This window comes from Pedobacter sp. Leaf194 (assembly GCF_001423945.1).
Taxonomy (GTDB): domain Bacteria; phylum Bacteroidota; class Bacteroidia; order Sphingobacteriales; family Sphingobacteriaceae; genus Pedobacter.
In genome coordinates this window covers 854662-873156 of the sequence record NZ_LMPU01000001.1, presented here as the reverse complement: position 1 = coordinate 873156, position 18495 = coordinate 854662, and the positions used below count along the sequence as shown (strand labels likewise).

At 39.5% G+C, this 18495-nt stretch carries 18 protein-coding genes; 13 read left to right on the top strand and 5 right to left on the bottom strand.

The genetic code is table 11. The annotated features are described in order from the left end of the window. The first annotated feature begins 18 nt into the window (after positions 1-18). The 3 genes from ASG14_RS03955 (at position 19) to ytxJ (ending at position 1833) form a co-directional block, all read left to right on the top strand. The gene (locus ASG14_RS03955; RefSeq protein ID WP_056869729.1) at positions 19-693 is read left to right on the top strand and encodes a LytTR family DNA-binding domain-containing protein; all 675 of its coding nucleotides are present in this window, start codon (positions 19-21) and stop codon (positions 691-693) included. Between the two features lie 63 nt (positions 694-756). After that, positions 757-1248, top strand: coding sequence for a 6,7-dimethyl-8-ribityllumazine synthase (gene ribH, locus ASG14_RS03950; RefSeq protein ID WP_056869728.1), 492 nt, complete (start codon positions 757-759; stop codon positions 1246-1248). Positions 1249-1500: 252 nt separating this feature from the next. Further along, positions 1501-1833: a bacillithiol system redox-active protein YtxJ gene (ytxJ, locus tag ASG14_RS03945; protein WP_056869727.1), complete on the top strand. Its 333-nt coding sequence runs from the start codon at positions 1501-1503 to the stop codon at positions 1831-1833. 111 nt (positions 1834-1944) lie between these two features. Here the strand turns inward: ytxJ and ASG14_RS03940 are convergent, their stop codons facing one another. Continuing rightward, on the bottom strand, positions 1945-3453 hold the full coding sequence (locus ASG14_RS03940; RefSeq protein WP_056869726.1) for a malate:quinone oxidoreductase: 1509 nt from the start codon (positions 3451-3453) through the stop codon (positions 1945-1947). A 476-nt stretch (positions 3454-3929) separates the two neighbouring features. Here ASG14_RS03940 and ASG14_RS03935 point away from each other — a divergent pair, with 476 nt between their 5' ends. From ASG14_RS03935 to ASG14_RS03920, 4 genes are all read left to right on the top strand, one after another. Then, positions 3930-4280 carry a nuclear transport factor 2 family protein gene (locus tag ASG14_RS03935; protein ID WP_056869725.1) on the top strand — a complete coding sequence of 117 codons (351 nt, stop codon included), beginning with the start codon at positions 3930-3932 and terminating at the stop codon, positions 4278-4280. Positions 4281-4529: 249 nt separating this feature from the next. Next, positions 4530-5423 carry a lipoyl synthase gene (lipA, locus tag ASG14_RS03930; RefSeq protein ID WP_056869724.1) on the top strand — a complete coding sequence of 298 codons (894 nt, stop codon included), beginning with the start codon at positions 4530-4532 and terminating at the stop codon, positions 5421-5423. 115 nt (positions 5424-5538) lie between these two features. Continuing rightward, positions 5539-6090 (top strand): RNA polymerase sigma factor, encoded by a 552-nt coding sequence (locus ASG14_RS03925; protein ID WP_056869723.1) that lies wholly within the window; start codon positions 5539-5541, stop codon positions 6088-6090. Positions 6091-6092: 2 nt separating this feature from the next. Next, positions 6093-6950, top strand: a complete 858-nt coding sequence (locus ASG14_RS03920) for an anti-sigma factor domain-containing protein (protein WP_082491403.1) — start codon at positions 6093-6095, stop codon at positions 6948-6950. Between the two features lie 56 nt (positions 6951-7006). On the opposite strand, the gene ASG14_RS03915 is transcribed toward ASG14_RS03920, so the two are convergent. Both ASG14_RS03915 and ASG14_RS03910 read right to left on the bottom strand, forming a co-directional pair. Then, complete coding sequence (locus ASG14_RS03915; RefSeq protein ID WP_056869721.1) at positions 7007-7711, bottom strand: AIM24 family protein; 705 nt, start codon at positions 7709-7711, stop codon at positions 7007-7009. A gap of 115 nt (positions 7712-7826) precedes the next feature. Then, entirely contained in the window at positions 7827-9332 is a 1506-nt protein-coding gene (locus ASG14_RS03910; RefSeq protein ID WP_235528504.1) for an NAD(P)H-hydrate dehydratase, read from the bottom strand. A gap of 267 nt (positions 9333-9599) precedes the next feature. On the opposite strand from ASG14_RS03910, the gene ASG14_RS03905 reads away from it, so the two are divergent. The 6 genes from ASG14_RS03905 (at position 9600) to ASG14_RS03880 (ending at position 14320) form a co-directional block, all read left to right on the top strand. Further along, positions 9600-10319, top strand: coding sequence for a gamma-glutamyl-gamma-aminobutyrate hydrolase family protein (locus tag ASG14_RS03905; protein ID WP_056869720.1), 720 nt, complete (start codon positions 9600-9602; stop codon positions 10317-10319). 46 nt (positions 10320-10365) lie between these two features. Continuing rightward, positions 10366-10755, top strand: coding sequence for an STAS/SEC14 domain-containing protein (locus ASG14_RS03900; RefSeq protein WP_056869719.1), 390 nt, complete (start codon positions 10366-10368; stop codon positions 10753-10755). Positions 10756-10823: 68 nt separating this feature from the next. Continuing rightward, positions 10824-12773 (top strand): beta-N-acetylhexosaminidase, encoded by a 1950-nt coding sequence (locus ASG14_RS03895; RefSeq protein WP_056870232.1) that lies wholly within the window; start codon positions 10824-10826, stop codon positions 12771-12773. Next, positions 12773-13243 carry a CYTH domain-containing protein gene (locus ASG14_RS03890; protein ID WP_056869718.1) on the top strand — a complete coding sequence of 157 codons (471 nt, stop codon included), beginning with the start codon at positions 12773-12775 and terminating at the stop codon, positions 13241-13243. The genes ASG14_RS03895 and ASG14_RS03890 overlap by 1 nt, the downstream gene beginning before the upstream one ends. Before the next feature lie 183 nt (positions 13244-13426). Continuing rightward, positions 13427-13894 carry a BON domain-containing protein gene (locus ASG14_RS03885; protein WP_056869717.1) on the top strand — a complete coding sequence of 156 codons (468 nt, stop codon included), beginning with the start codon at positions 13427-13429 and terminating at the stop codon, positions 13892-13894. A gap of 3 nt (positions 13895-13897) precedes the next feature. Next, complete coding sequence (locus tag ASG14_RS03880) at positions 13898-14320, top strand: SH3 domain-containing protein (protein ID WP_056869716.1); 423 nt, start codon at positions 13898-13900, stop codon at positions 14318-14320. Positions 14321-14499: 179 nt separating this feature from the next. Here ASG14_RS03880 and uvrA read toward each other — a convergent pair whose 3' ends face one another. Both uvrA and ASG14_RS03870 read right to left on the bottom strand, forming a co-directional pair. Next, on the bottom strand, positions 14500-17343 hold the full coding sequence (gene uvrA / locus ASG14_RS03875; RefSeq protein ID WP_056869715.1) for an excinuclease ABC subunit UvrA: 2844 nt from the start codon (positions 17341-17343) through the stop codon (positions 14500-14502). A gap of 111 nt (positions 17344-17454) precedes the next feature. After that, positions 17455-18429 carry a hypothetical protein gene (locus ASG14_RS03870; RefSeq protein ID WP_056869714.1) on the bottom strand — a complete coding sequence of 325 codons (975 nt, stop codon included), beginning with the start codon at positions 18427-18429 and terminating at the stop codon, positions 17455-17457. Between the last annotated feature and the right edge of the window lie 66 nt (positions 18430-18495).

Sequence of the window (18495 nt, the reverse complement as noted above, 5' to 3'; positions counted from 1 at the left end):
ATTTTATACCCTTAATTAATGACTGCCATTGCAATCGATGATGAACCAATAGCGCTGGATATTATCAGGCTACATGCTTCGAAAGTGCCCTTTGTAGAGCTGAAAGCTTCATTTACAAATGCTTTTGAAGCAATAGCATATTTGCAGGCCAATAAAATTGATTTAATTTTCCTCGATATTAAAATGCCGGATATCAGCGGGATAGATTTTCTACGAAGCTTGAGTAACCCACCGATGGTGATTTTTACCACCGCTTATACGGAACATGCGGTGCAGAGTTTTGAACTTGATGCTGTTGATTATTTGTTAAAACCTTTTTCACTATCGCGTTTTTTAAAAGCCTGCAACAAGGCGCAGGAACTCTTTAATCTGCGGAACCAAAAGCGTGAAAGCAAATCTGCCCATATTTTTGTAAAAGATGGTTATGAACAAATTAAGGTTGAATTAGATCAAATCCTGTATGTTGAAGCTTCCGGAAATTACACACAGCTTCAGCTTAACGGCAGATTACTCAGCTCAAGAATAACAATAAATGATCTGGCAGAAATGCTTCCTAAAAGCGATTTTATCCGTTGCCACAGAGCCTTCATTGTAGCCAAAAATAAAATTACAAAGTTCGATCGAAGTCAGATTTGGATAGGCGAAAAAGCAATACCGATTGGCGCAACTTATGGCGGCATACAACTTATTTGATAAACTGACAACTTTTAAACATTAGCTGCTTTTAAATTCCATCCTTAGCCCTATCTTTGCCGCATGTCAAGTCAATTAAAAAATTTATCAGATTTTTCTCACACAACTGTACCTAATGGTGCAAACTATAAATTTGGAATTATCGTTGCCGAATGGAACGCTGAAATTACCGGCGCATTATATAACGGTGCTTTACAAACCTTGCTAAGTAACGGCGTAGCCGCAGAAAACATAACTTCGCTGGCGGTTCCGGGTAGTTTCGAATTAACGGGTGGCGCAGAGATTTTACTGAGCAAAAAAGCAGACTTAGATGCGGTAATCTGTCTTGGCTGTGTAATACAAGGTGATACTAAACACTTCGATTTTATTTGTGATGCAGTAGCGCAAGGCTTAACTAATGTTGGCATAAAATATAGTAAACCTGTTATTTTTGGTGTTTTAACAACAAATAATCTGGAGCAAGCGCAAGATCGTGCAGGCGGTAAGCACGGCAACAAAGGCGATGAGGCAGCAATAACCGCGATTAAAATGGCAGAATTTTCTGCAAATATTTAGCTTGCCTTTAATAAAAAGTTGTAACTTTAAAATTATAAAATCATATCTGATGAAGAAAGTTGCCATCTTATTATTGGCGGTGTTTTGCACCATTACTATTTTAGAATCTTGCTCTTCGAAACTATGCGCTGCATATAGTTCGTATCCTGAAGGTAAACGCAGAAGAAACTAATTTTTCTTTTCTCATTTTTAGGTCATTTGCAGAACTTTATGTTCTGCTACTTGTTAAGCCTATAAATACATACAAAAATCATGACCTGGGTTAACTTAACTTCAATTGATCAGCTTGATGAAATAAAAAACGCAAGCGGTTTCAGCCTTATTTTCAAGCACAGCACACGGTGCTCAATCAGCATGATGGCTAGGAAAAATTTCGAAATGGATTGGGATGTGATTCCTGAAGATACCAAATTGTACTTTCTTGATCTAATTGCCTACCGGGAAATCTCAAACGCAATTGCCGAAGTTTTTCAGGTAGCACATCAATCGCCGCAAATTTTATTAATCAAAGGTGGCGAATGTATTCTGGAATCATCACATAGTGATATTTCTGCGGAAGAAGTTGCAGAGGTTATTGCAGCTTAGTTTTTTCGTTTAAGGGAAAAGGGTCTGCTTTAACAGCAAATCATATAAGCCATATATTTGTAGCCACAGATCAACAGGGTTTTCTTAACTGTTAATCTGTGGCTATTTGATTTAAGCCGTTTCTATTTTCAAAACTTTCGAAGTTCTGGTTCTTGTGGCTTTGCAAAGCGCTGCGTCATCCGCCAAAGCCTTGCCATAAGTTGGTATCATTTCTTTGATTTTAGCCTGCCATTCCGGAGTTGCCAAATCTTCTTTAAAACAACGGTCCAACAAATCGAGCATGATGGAAACTGCGGTTGATGCGCCTGGTGATGCACCCAATAAAGCCGCGATAGAACCGTCGGAGGCGCTTACCACTTCTGTGCCAAATTCTAAAATTCCACCTTGCTTCTCGTCCTTTTTTATAACCTGAACGCGTTGTCCGGCATATTCAAGTTCCCAATCTTTTAACTCTGCTGTAGGCAAATATTCTTTCAAAGCCTCCAGCCTGTCTTCTGGCGATTGCCTTACCTGCTCAATTAAATATTTTGTTAAATCAAGGTTATGTAAGCCCGCCGAGAGCATTGGGCGAATGTTATTGAATTTAATTGATTTTGGTAAATCAAGGAATGACCCGTTTTTTAAAAACTTAGTAGAGAAGCCGGCATAAGGACCAAAAAGTAGTGCCTGTTTGCCATTAATCATCCTTGTATCCAAATGTGGAACCGACATTGGTGGCGCACCTACTGCCGCTTTTCCATAAACTTTAGCATGGTGTTTGGCGATAATTTCTTCGTTTGTGCATTTTAACCATTGGCCGCTAACCGGGAAACCGCCAAAACCTTTTCCTTCAGGAATATCAGATTTTTCGAGCAACGGCAATGAACCACCGCCAGCGCCGATAAAAACGAATCTCGCAACCCGTTTGCGTTTATCTCCGCTTTCTAAATCTTTCACTTTAATGCTCCAGTTATTGTCTTTGTTTTTTTTCAAATCGCGAATCTCGTGGTTGAAAAACAGACTTACATTAGGCTGGCTTTTTAGGTGGTTAAACATGTCGCGGGTTAACGAACCGAAATTTACATCCGTACCAAGATCCATTTTTGTAGCCGCCACTTTTTCACCTTTTTTACGGCCTTCCATAATTAAGGGCGCCCAGTTCTTAACCGTTTCAGTGTCTTCGGTGTACTGCATATCGCTAAACAAATCACATTTCTGTAATGCATCATAGCGTTTTTTAAGGTAATCTACATTTTTTTTGCCCCACACAAAACTCATGTGCGGAATTTTACGGATAAAATTCTCAGGACTGGAAACTAACCCTTTTTCTATAAGATATGCCCAGAACTGCTTGGAAACCTCGAAATGCTCTGCGATTTGAACAGCCTTTTTGGTTTCGACTGTACCATCTTTTTTCTCGGGCGTATAATTCAATTCGCAAAAAGCAGAATGGCCAGTACCGGCATTGTTCCATGCATCAGAACTTTCTGCGGCTGCGATATCAAGTCGCTCGTAAATTTCTATACTTAAATTAGGCTCTAATTCTTTTAATAAAACACCAAGCGTTGCACTCATTATGCCCGCTCCTATTAAAATTACATCTGCGTCAGTTTTACCAACTGTCTTTTTCTTTTTAGTCATCTTATATGAAAGGAATTACAAATTTAGAACATTTTAAATATGTCACGAATTTTTAAGCAATTAATAGTCGAAAAATTGCCGGAATATTAGATTCTGTTAATAAACTTTAACATTAGCACCAAACTTTAACATCAAAAGTATAAATCTGTGATTTTGATTCATTTTATAACTAATGATTTGATGTATTGTTTGTTTTCGATTATATTTAAAAAAATGGTCATAATCAGGAAAGTTTTAGAAAAAGACACAACAGCCTTTGTGGTTTCATCTTTGTAGTTAGGCTGCTTACGACAAGGCAACGGCAAATTGGCAAGTAATTGACTAACGGAGTTTTAGGACTGTTTCAAAATGTTGAATATTTGGAAAATTAACGCGGGTTTAACACCAGTGCATCGAAGTTGTTAGTTTTATGGTAAATTACGTTTAGAATGCGTAAAGGAACAGAAAGTGTTTGAAATTGATTTAAAGCAATATATATGAAGCCAAAGGAGATTTTAGAACTGTGGATTAAAGCATTTAATGCTGCGGATTTAGAAACATTAATTGATTTATACGATGATTCTGCCGTAAACCACCAGGTTGCGAATGAAGCTGTTGAGGGAAAATATGCAATTAAAAAAATGTTTGAAGCGGAATTTGCAAATGCAGAAATGGTTTGTAAGCCGGTAAATATTTTTGAAGATGGTGATTGGGCCATTATGGAATGGCAGGATCCAAAGGGTTTAAGAGGTTGCGGCTTTTTCAAAATTGAGCATGACAAAATTATTTTGCAGCGGGGTTACTGGGATAAACTCTCATTCCATAAACTTTACGATATTCCGCTATGATTTGATTGTTTCTACAGCATTAGCCGCCTAAACCGTATTGCAGCGGCATCCCAACATCTTTTGTTGGGGATATAGCGAAAAGACGGACCGAACCAAACCCAATAGCATTACAGCACCTTTCCAAATTTTGGTTTTAAACGTGTTATACAATATGTCCGTAATTAATGGCAAGATAAAGCTGGTGCATTATTACAACAGCCAAACATTTCAACGTTACAAGATTTCAATCCTAATCCTTAACTTTGTATCATGATTGATTTACCAGTTGTACCTGCTGTTACAGAAGTTAAACGCAAACCAGATTGGTTGCGTGTTAAATTGCCTGTTGGAAAAGAATATGCGCAAGTTCGCAGTTTGGTAGATACACATAAGTTGCATACCATTTGCGAAAGCGGAAATTGCCCTAATATGGGCGAATGCTGGGGCGCTGGTACTGCAACCTTCATGATTTTAGGAAATATCTGCACCCGTAGCTGCTCATTTTGTGCGGTTGCAACTGGCCGGCCGCTTGCTGTGGATGTTGATGAGCCAAATCGGGTTGCCAATTCGGTAAAGCTGATGGGCGTTAAACATTGCGTAATTACGTCGGTAGATCGCGATGATTTAAAAGATGGTGGTTCAATTATCTGGGCCGAAACGCTGCAGGCCATTCGCAAAGAAAGTCCTATTACCACGTTAGAAACCTTAATCCCCGATTTTAAAGGACAATGGGATAATTTATACCGCGTTTTAGAGGAACGCCCGGAAGTGGTTTCGCACAATATGGAAACCGTTAAACGTTTAACCAGACAGGTACGTATCCAGGCGAAATATGACAGAAGTTTGGAAGCCTTAAAAAGAATTTCTGAATTTGGATTGAGAACTAAAACCGGCATTATGCTTGGACTGGGCGAAACAGATGAGGATATCTTTGAAGCGATGGATGATTTAGTGGCAAATGGGGTACACATTTTAACCTTAGGGCAGTACCTGCAGCCAACCCGTAATCACCATCCGGTGGTAGATTGGATTCATCCTGATACTTTCGCAATGTATAAAGAAGTGGGCCTGGCAAAAGGTTTAAAATATGTAGAAAGCGGACCGCTTGTCCGTTCATCTTACCATGCAGAAAAACACTTATTTCCAATTGAAGGGATTGCTTAGCACCTTTGATTTGATTGTTCTTTAAAATACTTTTATAAATCGCATTCTAAACAGGAATAGCTTTATAAAACAATTTTTTGCTTTATGTGTTGAAGATTGTATCTTAGTAAACAAAGTGACTGCATTTAAAAAATTAACCCTAACCGAGCCTGAACTTGTTTTAGCACTGCAATCGAAAGATCCTGTTGTACTAAAAACATTGTACAGTATGTATTCGTCAGCTCTGTATGGCGTTATTTCCCGTATAATTACCCATACCGAATTAGCCGAAGATGTTTTGCAGGAAACGTTTGTTAAAATCTGGCAATCGGCCTCACACTATGACAATACCAAGGGCCGTTTATTCACATGGATGATGAACATAGCCCGTAATCTTTCTATCGATAAGCTTCGTTCTAAGGATTTTAAGAATTCACTCAAAAACCAAGATATAGAAAATAACGTAAGTTTCGTTGATGAACAAAACAAGGTAACTTTTAACCCGGATGTGATGGGTGTAAAGCAACTTGTAGAGAATTTAAAACCTGATTTACAGTCTGTTCTCGATTTAGTTTATTATAAAGGCTTTACACATGTAGAGGCTGCAGAAAAGTTAAATTTGCCTTTAGGAACGGTTAAAACCCGGATCAGACTGGCCATCATAGAATTGAGAAGGAGTTTTAATTGAGCGTGGAAAATTTAAAAGCATATATAGAATCTGGAGTACTTGAGCTGTACGTTTTAGGTGATTTATCACCTGAGGAAACGTTGCAGGTTGAAGAAATGGCATCCCGGCATGTTGAAGTGCGGGATGAAATAGCTGCAATTGAGCAGGCTATGGAACAATATGCATTACAAAATGCCATTCAGCCTCCTGCAGATCTAGAAATTAAGTTATTTGAGAAATTGGGTATAAGTGAGGATGATGAGCTTGAAACGGTTTCCGAAACCCAGTTTGAAGAAGAAGGCCCAAGAATTGTTCGTTTAGATGGTAGCGACGGACGGGTACGCACATTGAGGTATGCTTTAGTTGCCTGTGTTGCTTTGTTGGTAGTTAGTACCGTGGCACTGTTTATTACCTATAATAAACTGAATGATGCGCACGACCAGATTGCCAGCTTAAATTTAGATAAGCAGAAGTTTGCCGGCGTAGTTAAGCAGCTGGAGTTTGATAACAACGGACTAAATAATATGGTTGCCATGAATGACAGTAAAGAATGGGCAACTATTCGCATGGCAGGACAAGCTTTTAGTCCGAAGTCTAAAATGAATGTTTACTGGAATAAGAAAGATAAGTCGGTGTTAATTAACTACGTTGCCATGGATTTGCCCAAAGCAGATGATACACATGAATACCAACTTTGGGCGTTGGTTAACGGCAAACCGGTAAGTTTGGGCGTATTTGGTAAAACTGATTCTACTTCGAATGATGCGCTGAAAAAGATGCAAGCCATACAAGAAGCACAGGCTTTTGCGGTAACCCTGGAACCAATGGGTGGAAGCATTAACCCTACCATGGAAAAGTTAACCGTAATGGGTGGTGTTTAGGCTACTTTTAAAATAAAAAAAAGGCTCGGATTTTAGAAAATCCGAGCCTTTTGCTTTTAAGATTTTTGAACGTATTTTACTTCTTCATAAGGTTGAACCAATACCCAGCCTTCTCCAAAAAATTCCAGCTGAAAGGATTCTCCACTTCCTCTGCCAATAAAAGAACCAAAAGTTAAATTGGTTTTAATATTTGGAGAAAGGTGTTCTGACCAGGCTACCGTTGCATTTGGATCCGTATAAACGGGTTGATTAGCACTTACCTTTAACAGCAAAGGTTCGCCGTGAGTAGTTATCGCAATATAGCCAGTTCCAGATAACCTGACCTGGAAAAGCCCGCCGCTCATCATACCGGCAATGCTTTTCAGCATTTTAATTTCGTTTGTAATTGTGCCTTCTAATGCCAAAACATCATTACCGTTTACAAAAATAGATTCGTTTTGAAGTTTAATGATTTTAACTTTTTTACCTTCATCAGCCAGGTATAATTTGCCTGTTCCGGCGGCATGCATAAGGGATGTGCCTTCACCGGAAATTGCTTTCTTTAGCAAACCACCCAAACCTTTACTTAATAAGCCTTCTCGTTTGAAATCAATATTACCAACGTAGCCAACCATTGAGCCTGCTTTGGCCATTATTTTTTGATTCTTAAGATTTACTTCCAGCATAGCCGGCTTTTCAAGTTCGAAAAAATCATTTTCGCTTGGGTTTTCTGCTGATTCCTGTATCAGTTCGGTTAAAGTGTATTCTCTTTTTGTGTCCATAATTTAGTTTTTATTAGGTTTCCGCTGCCATAAAGATATTGGCTAATTCGATAATACCAAATAAACAAATTGTTAGCTTGGTGATTTGATTGAAAAAGAAAGTTTAAACTCCGGTTCAAGCCGTTTTTGAATTTGCAAGCCGTCTCATTACTAAAGGAATCTGTTTTGCAACCTCCGATGCACTTACCACGACACTTTCTCGGGCAAGCCTATCTCCTGCCCGGCCATGAAGGTTGCATGCTAAAATTGCGGCATTCAGAGCTGTATACTTTTGAGCGAGAAACGCAACGATAACGCCGGTCAGCACATCGCCCATTCCACCTTGGGCCATCGCAGGATTTCCTGTGTCATTAATAAAAACCTGCCCTGTTGGTGAACAAATGAAAGTAAATTGATTTTTTAGTACAATAACAACTTTCATGCTTCTAGCTTTATCCCTTGCCGTTTGCACCCTTAACCACCAGTTAGAATGTTCGCCAAATAATCTGTCGAACTCCTTCATATGAGGAGTTAAAATAGAATTTTCAGGCAGTTTTTTCAACAAATCCCGTCTTTCGGAAAGTATGTTCAGGCCATCGGCATCAATTACTAAAGGTTGTTTAGCAAAAATTAGTTGCTCCAGCAATTTTTCATTCTCTGCGGAAATGCCTAAGCCCGGCCCAATTGCAATAGACTGGTACTTTTCAGTATTTTCAATTCGCGTATGTTCATTTCTGAGCAACGCCATGACTTCGGGCAGCACAGTGTTTAGCGCTGTTAAGCCACTTGCAGGTATGCAAGCAGTGGTTAAACCTGCTCCCGCATGCAGGCAGGCCATGGATGTAAGCAGCGCTGCGCCCATGGTGTTCGTATTGCCAGCGATAATTAGAGCGTGGCCATAAGTTCCTTTATGGGTAAATGATTTTCTTTCCTTAAAAATTAAATTGACATCGCTTTCTTGAAGCAGATAAAAATCCGACACCTGCTTTTGGATAAAATTTTCATCCAAACCGATATCAACAACTTCATATTTTTCGGTAGCTAATACCGATTCTGGAAAAAAGAAGTTAATTTTGGGGCGCTGAAAACTTATCGTTTTGTAGGCTTTTATTCCGTTATATTCAGCAGCTAGCTCGCCTTCAGGAGGGAATCCGGTAGGGACATCAACCGAATAAATCTTTTTATTTAGCTTATTAATGAAATTAACCAAATCAGCGTAATCGCCGGTAAGCGGTTTATTTAAACCAGAACCCAGGATTGCATCTATCACAATATCAGTTTTAATAGATTTCAAATCTGCTGGTTTATCCACAATAACTTTTTTGCACTTCGATTCATCTATCCGCTGTAAATTAATCGTAAAATCAGGACTTTGTTTCTCGCTAAAATTTACAATATAAACTTTTACATTTTCGCATCCATTATTCAAAAGCAAATGAGCAATTGCTAAGCCGTCGCCTCCATTATTTCCCTTTCCACAAAAAACCGCAATGTTTTTTTTAGCATCAAATTCATCTTTCAGAAAACTTTGCACGAAGGCCCGGGCAGCTTTTTCCATTAAATCGATCGAAGCAATTGGCTTGTTGGCAATTGTAAACTCATCCGCCTTGCGCATTTGTACCGAGGTAAGCAGTGTTTGCATTTATCTAATATAAGATTATAAGGAACAATGCAAAAGAGCTGAATTTGTTTGGGTTGCATAGGCTTTATTTCGGGCATATATTTTTTTGTATCTTCCCTGTTCATCCGCGAGTACATATTTATGTAAATAATAATTGAGAACTTAGGCAATTGTTTTCTGTAGCGAATTTTTTCCTGGAGTGAAATTCACCGCAAAACAGGGCTCGAAAATAATTACAAGAACCTGAACTGAATATTTACCTGTCTTGGCGAAATGAAATTTTAAAGCATGGCTAAAAAAATCATAGGCGTAACCGATTGTAGCAAATTCGATATTTACAGCAACTGGATTTTATCATACGATGAAAATATCCAGGTAGTTAAACTTGGCTACAAACTAAATAATTTCGAAGAGATTGAAAAATGCCAGGGAATCTTACTAACAGGCGGCGAAGACGTTCATCCAAAGTTTTACAAAATGCCCGAATACTATTCGTATTGCTACGAAGATGATGTTGATGAGCAAAGGGATGAATTTGAATTCAGGGTTATGGAATACACAGAAAAAAACGGAATTCCACTGTTAGGGATTTGCCGGGGAATGCAGGTTGGAAACGTCTTCTTTGGCGGAACGCTAATTCCCGATATTGCCACTTGGGGAAAATTTGACCATTCGAAAATGCCTGATAAAAGCGACCGGTATCATGAAGTTCTGGTTAACCCAACTTCCTGGTTAAGTACAATTGTAAATACCGACAGAGGCCTGGTAAATAGTAATCATCATCAAAGCACCGATAGAACCGGAAAAGGTTTGGTGGTTAGCGCAATTTCCCCTGATGGCGTTACCGAAGCTATGGAAAGGCTTTATCCAGATGGAAAGGCTTTTCTTTTATTTGTACAATGGCACCCCGAGCGGTTAAAGGACAGGCAAAGTCCGTTTAGCAGGAACTTACATGAGGCATTTATTAACGCGGTAGAATTAAATAACAATGCGAAGATTCCTCGTTGAAACGCAAAGGACTTTAGGAAAGATAAAAATCGAAGGGAAATAAATAATGCAAAGCGATACTGAAAATAACTTAATTGAGGGCGAAATAGCCGATTATCTTTTAACTGACGAAGGTATGTTAATTGCCTACAGCAGGAGTGTTTTACGAACGGTAGAAAGCATAAGCAGAAATGTAGATTTGGTAAAAAGAATTACCAATAATAAGCCTGCTCCACTTTTAATTTACCTGAAAACCTCACCTATACCAGACAAGGAAACCCGCAGAATATCTGCAAAAAAGCTTCCTGAAATTTATACCGCAATGGCAATGGTCTCAAAACCGGGACTCGCCCAGTTCATTATGAGAATACTTTTTAAATTTCAAAACCCACCAATTCCAATGAAATCATTTACAGATGATAAGAAAGCGATGGAATGGTTAAAACGTTTTTTGTAAACACTTCTAAACCTTTTTTTATAAATTGCGGATTAATATTTATTCGGTTCATCCGCAATTATTATTTAATGAAAAAATTACTTCTGATTATTTCGTGCTGCATTTTGGCCGCCAATACTTTTGCCCAAACATTAGTAAATGAAACTGAATCCGGCGATGCCGAAACGACAATTTCGACAGCACAAATTGCGATCATTCCCGAGCCCGTTTCGTTAATGAAAAAAGCAGGGACCTTTACATTGCCTGAAAATGTGATCATTCAGGCATCAAAAAGTGCCGAACTTAAGCAATCAATCAGTTTTCTAGCCCAGAAGATTAGCACCGCGACAGGGAATGCTGTAAGTACAGTGACTAATTCGGCCCACCCAACAATTAAGCTCATTTTAAATACCCAGGAAGATGCCCAGCTCGGCAATGAAGGCTATAAGCTAAACGTTAACCCTACGCAAATTGTAATTACAGCCAACAAGCCGGCAGGCGTATTTTGGGCTGTACAATCATTAGCGCAGCTATTTCCGGTAGAAATTGAAAGCAAAGAGCCGGCAAAAAATATAAAATGGAAATTACCCTGCGTAGATGTTGTAGACTATCCGAAACTTGGTTGGAGAGGCTTGATGTTCGATGTAGCCCGCCATTTCTTTACTAAAGATGAGGTAAAGCAATTTATTGATAATATGGTTCGCTATAAGTTTAACCTTTTGCATTTTCACTTAACTGATGATGAAGGCTGGAGGATTGAAATAAAAGGTTTGCCTAAATTAACGGAAGTTGGCGCCTGGAGCGTAAAAAAAACGGGAACCTTTGGCGATTTTACGCCACCAACTGCCGACGAACCTCGCACCTACGGTGGCTTTTACACACAGGAAGATATCAAGGAACTGGTTGAATATGCCCAAGATCGTTTCGTAAACATAATGCCCGAGATTGATGTTCCAGGCCACAGTTTAGCAGCAATTGCGTCGTATCCGGAGTTATCCTGCACACCAGAGGCGATTAATTATAAAGTACGTTCGGGAGAAAAGATAATGGATTGGAGCCGTGGTGCACCTCCAACTGCATTAGTGGATAATACGCTTTGCCCGGCCAATGAGAAAGTTTATGTTTTTCTGGACTCCGTAATTACACAAGTTGCCAAACTTTTCCCTTTCGAATACATCCACATGGGTGGCGATGAAGCCCCGCATAATTTCTGGGAGAAAAATGAACAGGTTAAAGCGCTGATGCAACGCGAAGGCTTAAAAACAATTCCACAAGTACAGGCTTACTTTGAAAAACGGGTAGAGCAAATTGTGGTTTCAAAAGGTAAAAAATTTATGGGTTGGGATGAGATTTTAGAAGGCGGCGTATCGCCCACTGCTTCTGTAATGAGTTGGAGAGGAATAAAATATGGTATAGATGCATCAAAAGAAAAACATAATGTGGTGATGAGCCCGACTGATTTCGCCTATTTAGATTATATGCAGGCAGACGTAACCACAGAACCACGTGTTTACGCTTCGCTAAGACTCAACAAAGCTTACCAGTTTAACCCAATTCCTGCGGGCGCAGATCCGAAATATATTATAGGCGGACAAGCAAATCTTTGGACGGAACAGATTTTTACCTTCCGCCAGGTGCAGTATATGTTATGGCCGCGAGCTTTTGCAATTTCAGAATCGGTATGGAGTCCAATTGAAAAAAAGAACTGGACGAACTTTATTGAACGGACCGAAAATCAGTTTAAACGTTTAGATCTTGCTGAAATTAAGTATTCACCTGCCATATACGATCCGATTATTTCTGTGAAGCGTTCTCCAGATAAGCAACTGATGGTTGAGTTGACACCGGAAATTGATGGCCTGGATATATATTACAGTTTCGACAACTCTACGCCCGACCGTTTCTATCCGAAATACAATACCGCTTTAGTACCGCCTAAGGATGCCAGCATGTTACGCATTATAACTTATCGTGGAAAACAACCGATTGGCAGGCTAATCAGCATTCCCATTGCAGATTTGCAAAAAAGAACGAGGTAATGCCAAAAGAGATAGAACGTAAATTTTTGTTAAACGCCAGTGAATGGCAAAAATTAAATAAGCCGCCAGGTAAAAAGTTACGGCAGGGCTACATTTTAACCGACCCAAACAAAACGATAAGAATTCGAACCGCAGAAGATAAGGCCTGGATGACAATAAAAGGCATTTCGGTTGGTGCCACCAGGTTGGAATTTGAATACGAAATACCACAGAACGAAGCGACAGAACTTTTGGATAACTTCTCAGAAAATGAACTGGAGAAAACGAGATACGAAATAGTTCACCGGGGCAAGCTGTGGGAAGTAGATGTATTTTCGGGCGATAACGAGGGTTTAATTGTAGCCGAAATTGAGCTGGAAGCCGAGGATGAGCAATTCGAATTTCCAGACTGGATTTCAGATGAAGTGACCCATGAAAAAAAATATTACAACTCAAACCTTTGCAAAAACCCTTTTAAAAACTGGAACTGAGCATTGCTGACAACGCCCGGTTACAGATGTGAATAACTAAAGCAAAAAATTTTTAGTTCGATTACTTGCAATTGTTATATTCGCTTATCAAAAAAATCATCCTTGTTTAATTTTTGAAATTGGATATCCCTAAAAATCCTTTTTCACCATTGCAAAATTTTAAACAATTACATATACAAAAGGATGAAAACAACTAAATTTTTATTGAGTATGGTTATCGTGGCTACGCTATTTTTTGCCGGCTGTAAACCAAAAGACGCAGACATACAAGCCGCGATTCAGGCTAAACAAGCTGCAGGAATTACTGTTGCCGTAACAAAAGGCGAGGTTAATTTAACCGGGGAAGTTGCCGATGAGGCGGCAAAAGCTCAGGCTGAAGTTATTGCGAAGGCAGAAAAAGGCGCTAAGACAGTACTTAACAATTTAACAGTTAAATCAGCAGATGCGCCTGTAGTTATTGCAGAAGATTTAAGCTTAATTAAAAATGTTGCCGATGCGGCGAAAGATTTCCCAACGGTTAAAACCGAAGTAAAAAACGGCATTGTTACCTTAACCGGCGAAATCAAAAAAGCATCGCTAATCACTTTCATGCAACGTTTGAGTGTATTAAAGCCGAAAAAAATCGACAATAAATTAACTATAAAAAATTAAGCTATGTCATTACTAGAAAAATATAAGGCACTAACTGATGCTGCGACTGCGGCAGGAATAACCGATTTGGCAGTACGTGAACAAGAGGGAATTTTATATGTTGATGGAACCGCGGCAGATGGTGCGACTAAAGATCATTTGTGGGAAACTTACAATCTAATTGACCCCAATTTTGCATCGGCTGATTTGGTTTTAAATGTTAATGTAGCTGCTAACGCAGCTGTAACGCATGCCAAGGTAATTACCCAGAGCAGTAATTTAAATATTCGTAAAGGACCTGGAACAGACCAGCCTGTAGTAGGTAAAGCTGCCCACGGTGAAATTATAACACTCGTAAACAGAAGTAATGGTTTATGGTGGCTGGTTAGAACCGCAGATGGCGAAGAAGGCTACTGCTATGCACAGTATTTAGAACCGCAGCCATAGTCTTGTCTCAAATAATCAAAAGCCGCATTAATATTGCGGCTTTTGATGTTTATGCTTTCCTTAAAATCGGGCGGGAAGTTTTTCAACTTGTTTGATATCTCAAATAAAAACCTGTACTGGAACCAAGATTTAATCAGCAATTTGCCTAAGCATCGTTTGCTCACCCTGAAACCTCGCGGTTACAGTCCCATCTCTTTCTTCAGAAACTTGCCTGTTAAACTAATCGGGTTCTGTACCAACCCTTCCGGTGTGCCTTCGAATAAAATTCTGCCACCACCGGCTCCGCCTTCCTCACCTAAATCAATTACCCAGTCGGCAACTTTTACAACATCTAAATTATGTTCAATAACCAGAATAGTATTTCCTTTATCTACTAATTCCTGAAGCACACCTAAGAGTACATTGATGTCTTCGAAATGCAAACCCGTTGTCGGTTCATCCAGAATATAAAAGGTTTTTCCGGTATCTTTTTTAGAAAGTTCGGTTGCGAGTTTAACACGCTGCGCTTCTCCGCCTGATAAAGTTACCGATGATTGCCCTAAAGTGATGTAACCTAAACCAACATCTTTTAAAGTTTTGATTTTGCGATAGATGATGGGAATGTGCTCAAAATAGACACAGGCATCTTCAATACTCATATCCAGCACATCACTAATAGATTTTCCACGATACCGAACCTCAAGTGTTTCCCGGTTGTACCTTTTGCCACCGCATTCTTCGCAAGGCACCTGAACATCAGGAAGAAAATTCATCTCTATAACTTTCATTCCGCCACCCTGACAAGTTTCGCAGCGCCCGCCTTTTACATTGAAAGAAAAACGGCCAGGCTTGTAACCCCTAATTTTCGCCTCCGGTAGTTGTACAAACAGGTTCCTTATGTCTGAGAACACACCGGTATATGTTGATGGATTTGAACGTGGTGTTCTTCCAATAGGCGCCTGGTCAATTTCAATAACTTTATCAATTTCTTTCAGGCCACTAATTTTCTCGTAAGGAAGAGGTGTTTTCTTTGCTCTGAAAAAGTGATGATTTAAAATCGGATATAAAGTTTCGGTGATTAGGCTCGATTTACCACTGCCCGAAACACCCGTTACCGCAATGAATTTTCCCAAAGGAAAATCGACCGAGACTTCTTTCAAATTATGCCCTGTAGCTTTAATAATCGACAATTTGTGTCCGTTACCTTTTCTACGCGTCTTTGGCGTTTCGATACTTTTCTTCCCATTTAAATATGCGGCTGTTAAAGTATTTGATTTCAGAATCTGTTTAGCAGTTCCTTCGGCAACAACCTGTCCACCATGAATACCAGCGCCAGGGCCCACATCAATAACCCAATCGGCCTCTAAAATCATATCCTTATCGTGCTCCACAACCAAAACGGTGTTGCCCAAATCACGCAAATTCTTCAATGCGTTAATTAAGCGTTCGTTGTCCCGCTGGTGTAAACCAATGCTCGGCTCATCAAGAATGTACATTACATTCATTAACTGCGATCCAATTTGCGTTGCCAAACGAATACGCTGAGCCTCACCACCCGATAGTGTCCGGGCCGTTCTATCAAGCGTTAAATATGTTAAACCCACATCAGTTAAAAATCCAATACGGGCTTTAATTTCCTTTAAAATTTCTTTGGCAATAATATTCTGGCGTTCAGATAATCTTTCATCAACGTTTTCAAACCATTTATGCAGGTTATTTATATCCATTGAAGCCAAATCGAAAATATTCATTCCATCAACCTTGAAATGCAGACTTTCTTTCTTTAATCTTGCGCCATTACACTCCGGGCAGGTTTTAAGTTTTCGAAAGGCTTCCATATCATCCACCGCAGCCTCACTTCTTTTCTCATTTTGCTCCTCGAGCATCTTAATTATTCCATCGAAAGTGATGTTATAATTCTGAACGTTCCATTTATTATACTCAACCTCAACTTTTATCAAATCGGGAGAACCATTCAAAATGATATTAATTACTTCATCACTCAATTTCTCAATCGGCGTAGATAGAGAGAAGCTGTATTTCTTCGCCAAAGATTTCAGCACCTGAAACATCCAGGTATCGCGGTATTCTCCAAGTGGGGCCAGGCCTCCGTTTAATATACTCAATTTAGGATTCGGCATTACCGATTCCTTATCAACAACGAAAATATAACCCAAACCATCGCAACGTTCACAGGCACCATAGGGTGAGTTGAACGAAAAACTGTTCGGCTGGGGTTCATCGTAAGAAATCCCGGTTGTAGGGCACATTAAGAACTTGCTAAAGTGCGCAACATTGTTGTCTTTATCGCTAATTTTAATAACACCTTTGCCCATTTTCATGGCAGTTTGTAGCGAATCTAACAGGCGTTTCTTATCTTTTTCATCGATTATCAAACGGTCTATAACCACTTCGATATCGTGAATTTTATACCTGTCGACCTGCATTTTCGCTGTAATGTCTTTTATCTCGCCATCTACGCGAACCTTAACATAACCCTGCTTACGAACCTGTTCGAACAATTCGCGATAATGCCCCTTTCTGCCCTTTACAATCGGCGCCAGGATGTTAACTGCAGCACCATCAAACTTTTTAAAAATATTGTTAAGAATCTGGTCTTCGCTCATGCGTTCCATCTTCTCGCCCGTATTGTAGGAGTATGCATCGGCCACACGGGCGTAAAGCAGGCGCATAAAATCGTAAATCTCGGTAATTGTACCAACAGTAGAGCGGGGATTTTTACTGGTCGTTTTTTGCTCTATGGCAATAACCGGGCTCAAGCCCGAAACTTTATCCACGTCAGGACGTTCCATCCCGCCCATAAACTGGCGACTGTAAGCGCTAAAAGTTTCCATATAGCGGCGCTGGCCTTCGGCATAAATGGTATCAAAAGCCAATGAAGATTTTCCGCTTCCACTCAAACCGGTAATTACAACCAGCTGGTTTCGGGGGAAACTAACATCAATATTTTTTAAATTATGTACCCTTGCTCCGTAAACTTCAACATCTTTTTGCTCACCAAGGTCGATAGATTTATTGCTCATATTTTATTAAAAAATTGGGAGGATTTGGGCTGGAAATGAACCCGAATTCCAATCTGCAAAAATGCTAAAAATTTTATCAAAAAGAAAGTGTAATCCAATCTGTATTAAGGATTAATTGTCATAATGCCTGCTCCTGTTTCTAAGAAAACCAGACGATAAACCAAAGCGCATGTAACCATAATGATCTTTAAAATAAATGTTGTAATTATCCTCGCCATAGTAACCTGCGGCAGCCATTAAAAACACGTTATGCATAAAAGGAAAACTGTAATTAAAGCTGACTTCCGCATTTAAGCGCTTACCCGCATTCCAAATATTTTTCTCGGGAATTTTGTTTACGGCATAGCTTATTTCAGCATTTAAGCGCCAGGTTTCTTTTTCCTCTTTGTGATTATCCTTTACTTTCGATTTTTTTTCGATTTCGTCATATCTCCTAAAAGAAACATTGTACAGTATTCTTGTAAATCCGAAACCATCATCGAGCGCCGGCTCATATCGAAACCATTTATACCATTGAAAACCTACACGATGATTGAGGGAAAAGTAGCTACCATCTGAATTTATCGAACTGAAATTACCAAAGCGGTAGGATAATGTGAGGTTGTTGGCATTGAAATTCCCTGTTTTTGTGTTAATGCTTCCGTCGTCATTTCTCGGTGAAGCATCTTGACCGTTCGAGTGATGTGTAAAAGCCAGCTCTGCATATTTATAATGTTCAGGGCTTGGATTTAACCTGGCATAAAGCGCTCCGCCCAACCGATAACTTGGCGTTCGAACGGCTGCAGAAAATTCATTGCGAACACGAACTGTAAAATCCGGAATTACAGCAAAGGCAACCGGCGATTTATAACTTCCGAAAAGCATGTAAGTAGTTGTTAACCTACCGTTTATAACATATTTTGATGGCGCACCTAATTCGCCACCAGGCGAAGTGTAGGCCAGGTCTGCATTCTCCTTATATAAATGAATGTAAGCTTTATTGGCAATTTCTCGTTTTAATTCAAGCGAATCGCTATCGACAGTCTGGGCAAAAACGGCTAAGCAGGAAAGATTGATTATGATGAACGAGAGGAATTGTTTTTTCATTAACCAATAAACGTTGGTTTATGTCAGTTGGTTTTTGCAATTGTATAGAAATGGTTTTAAAGCAAA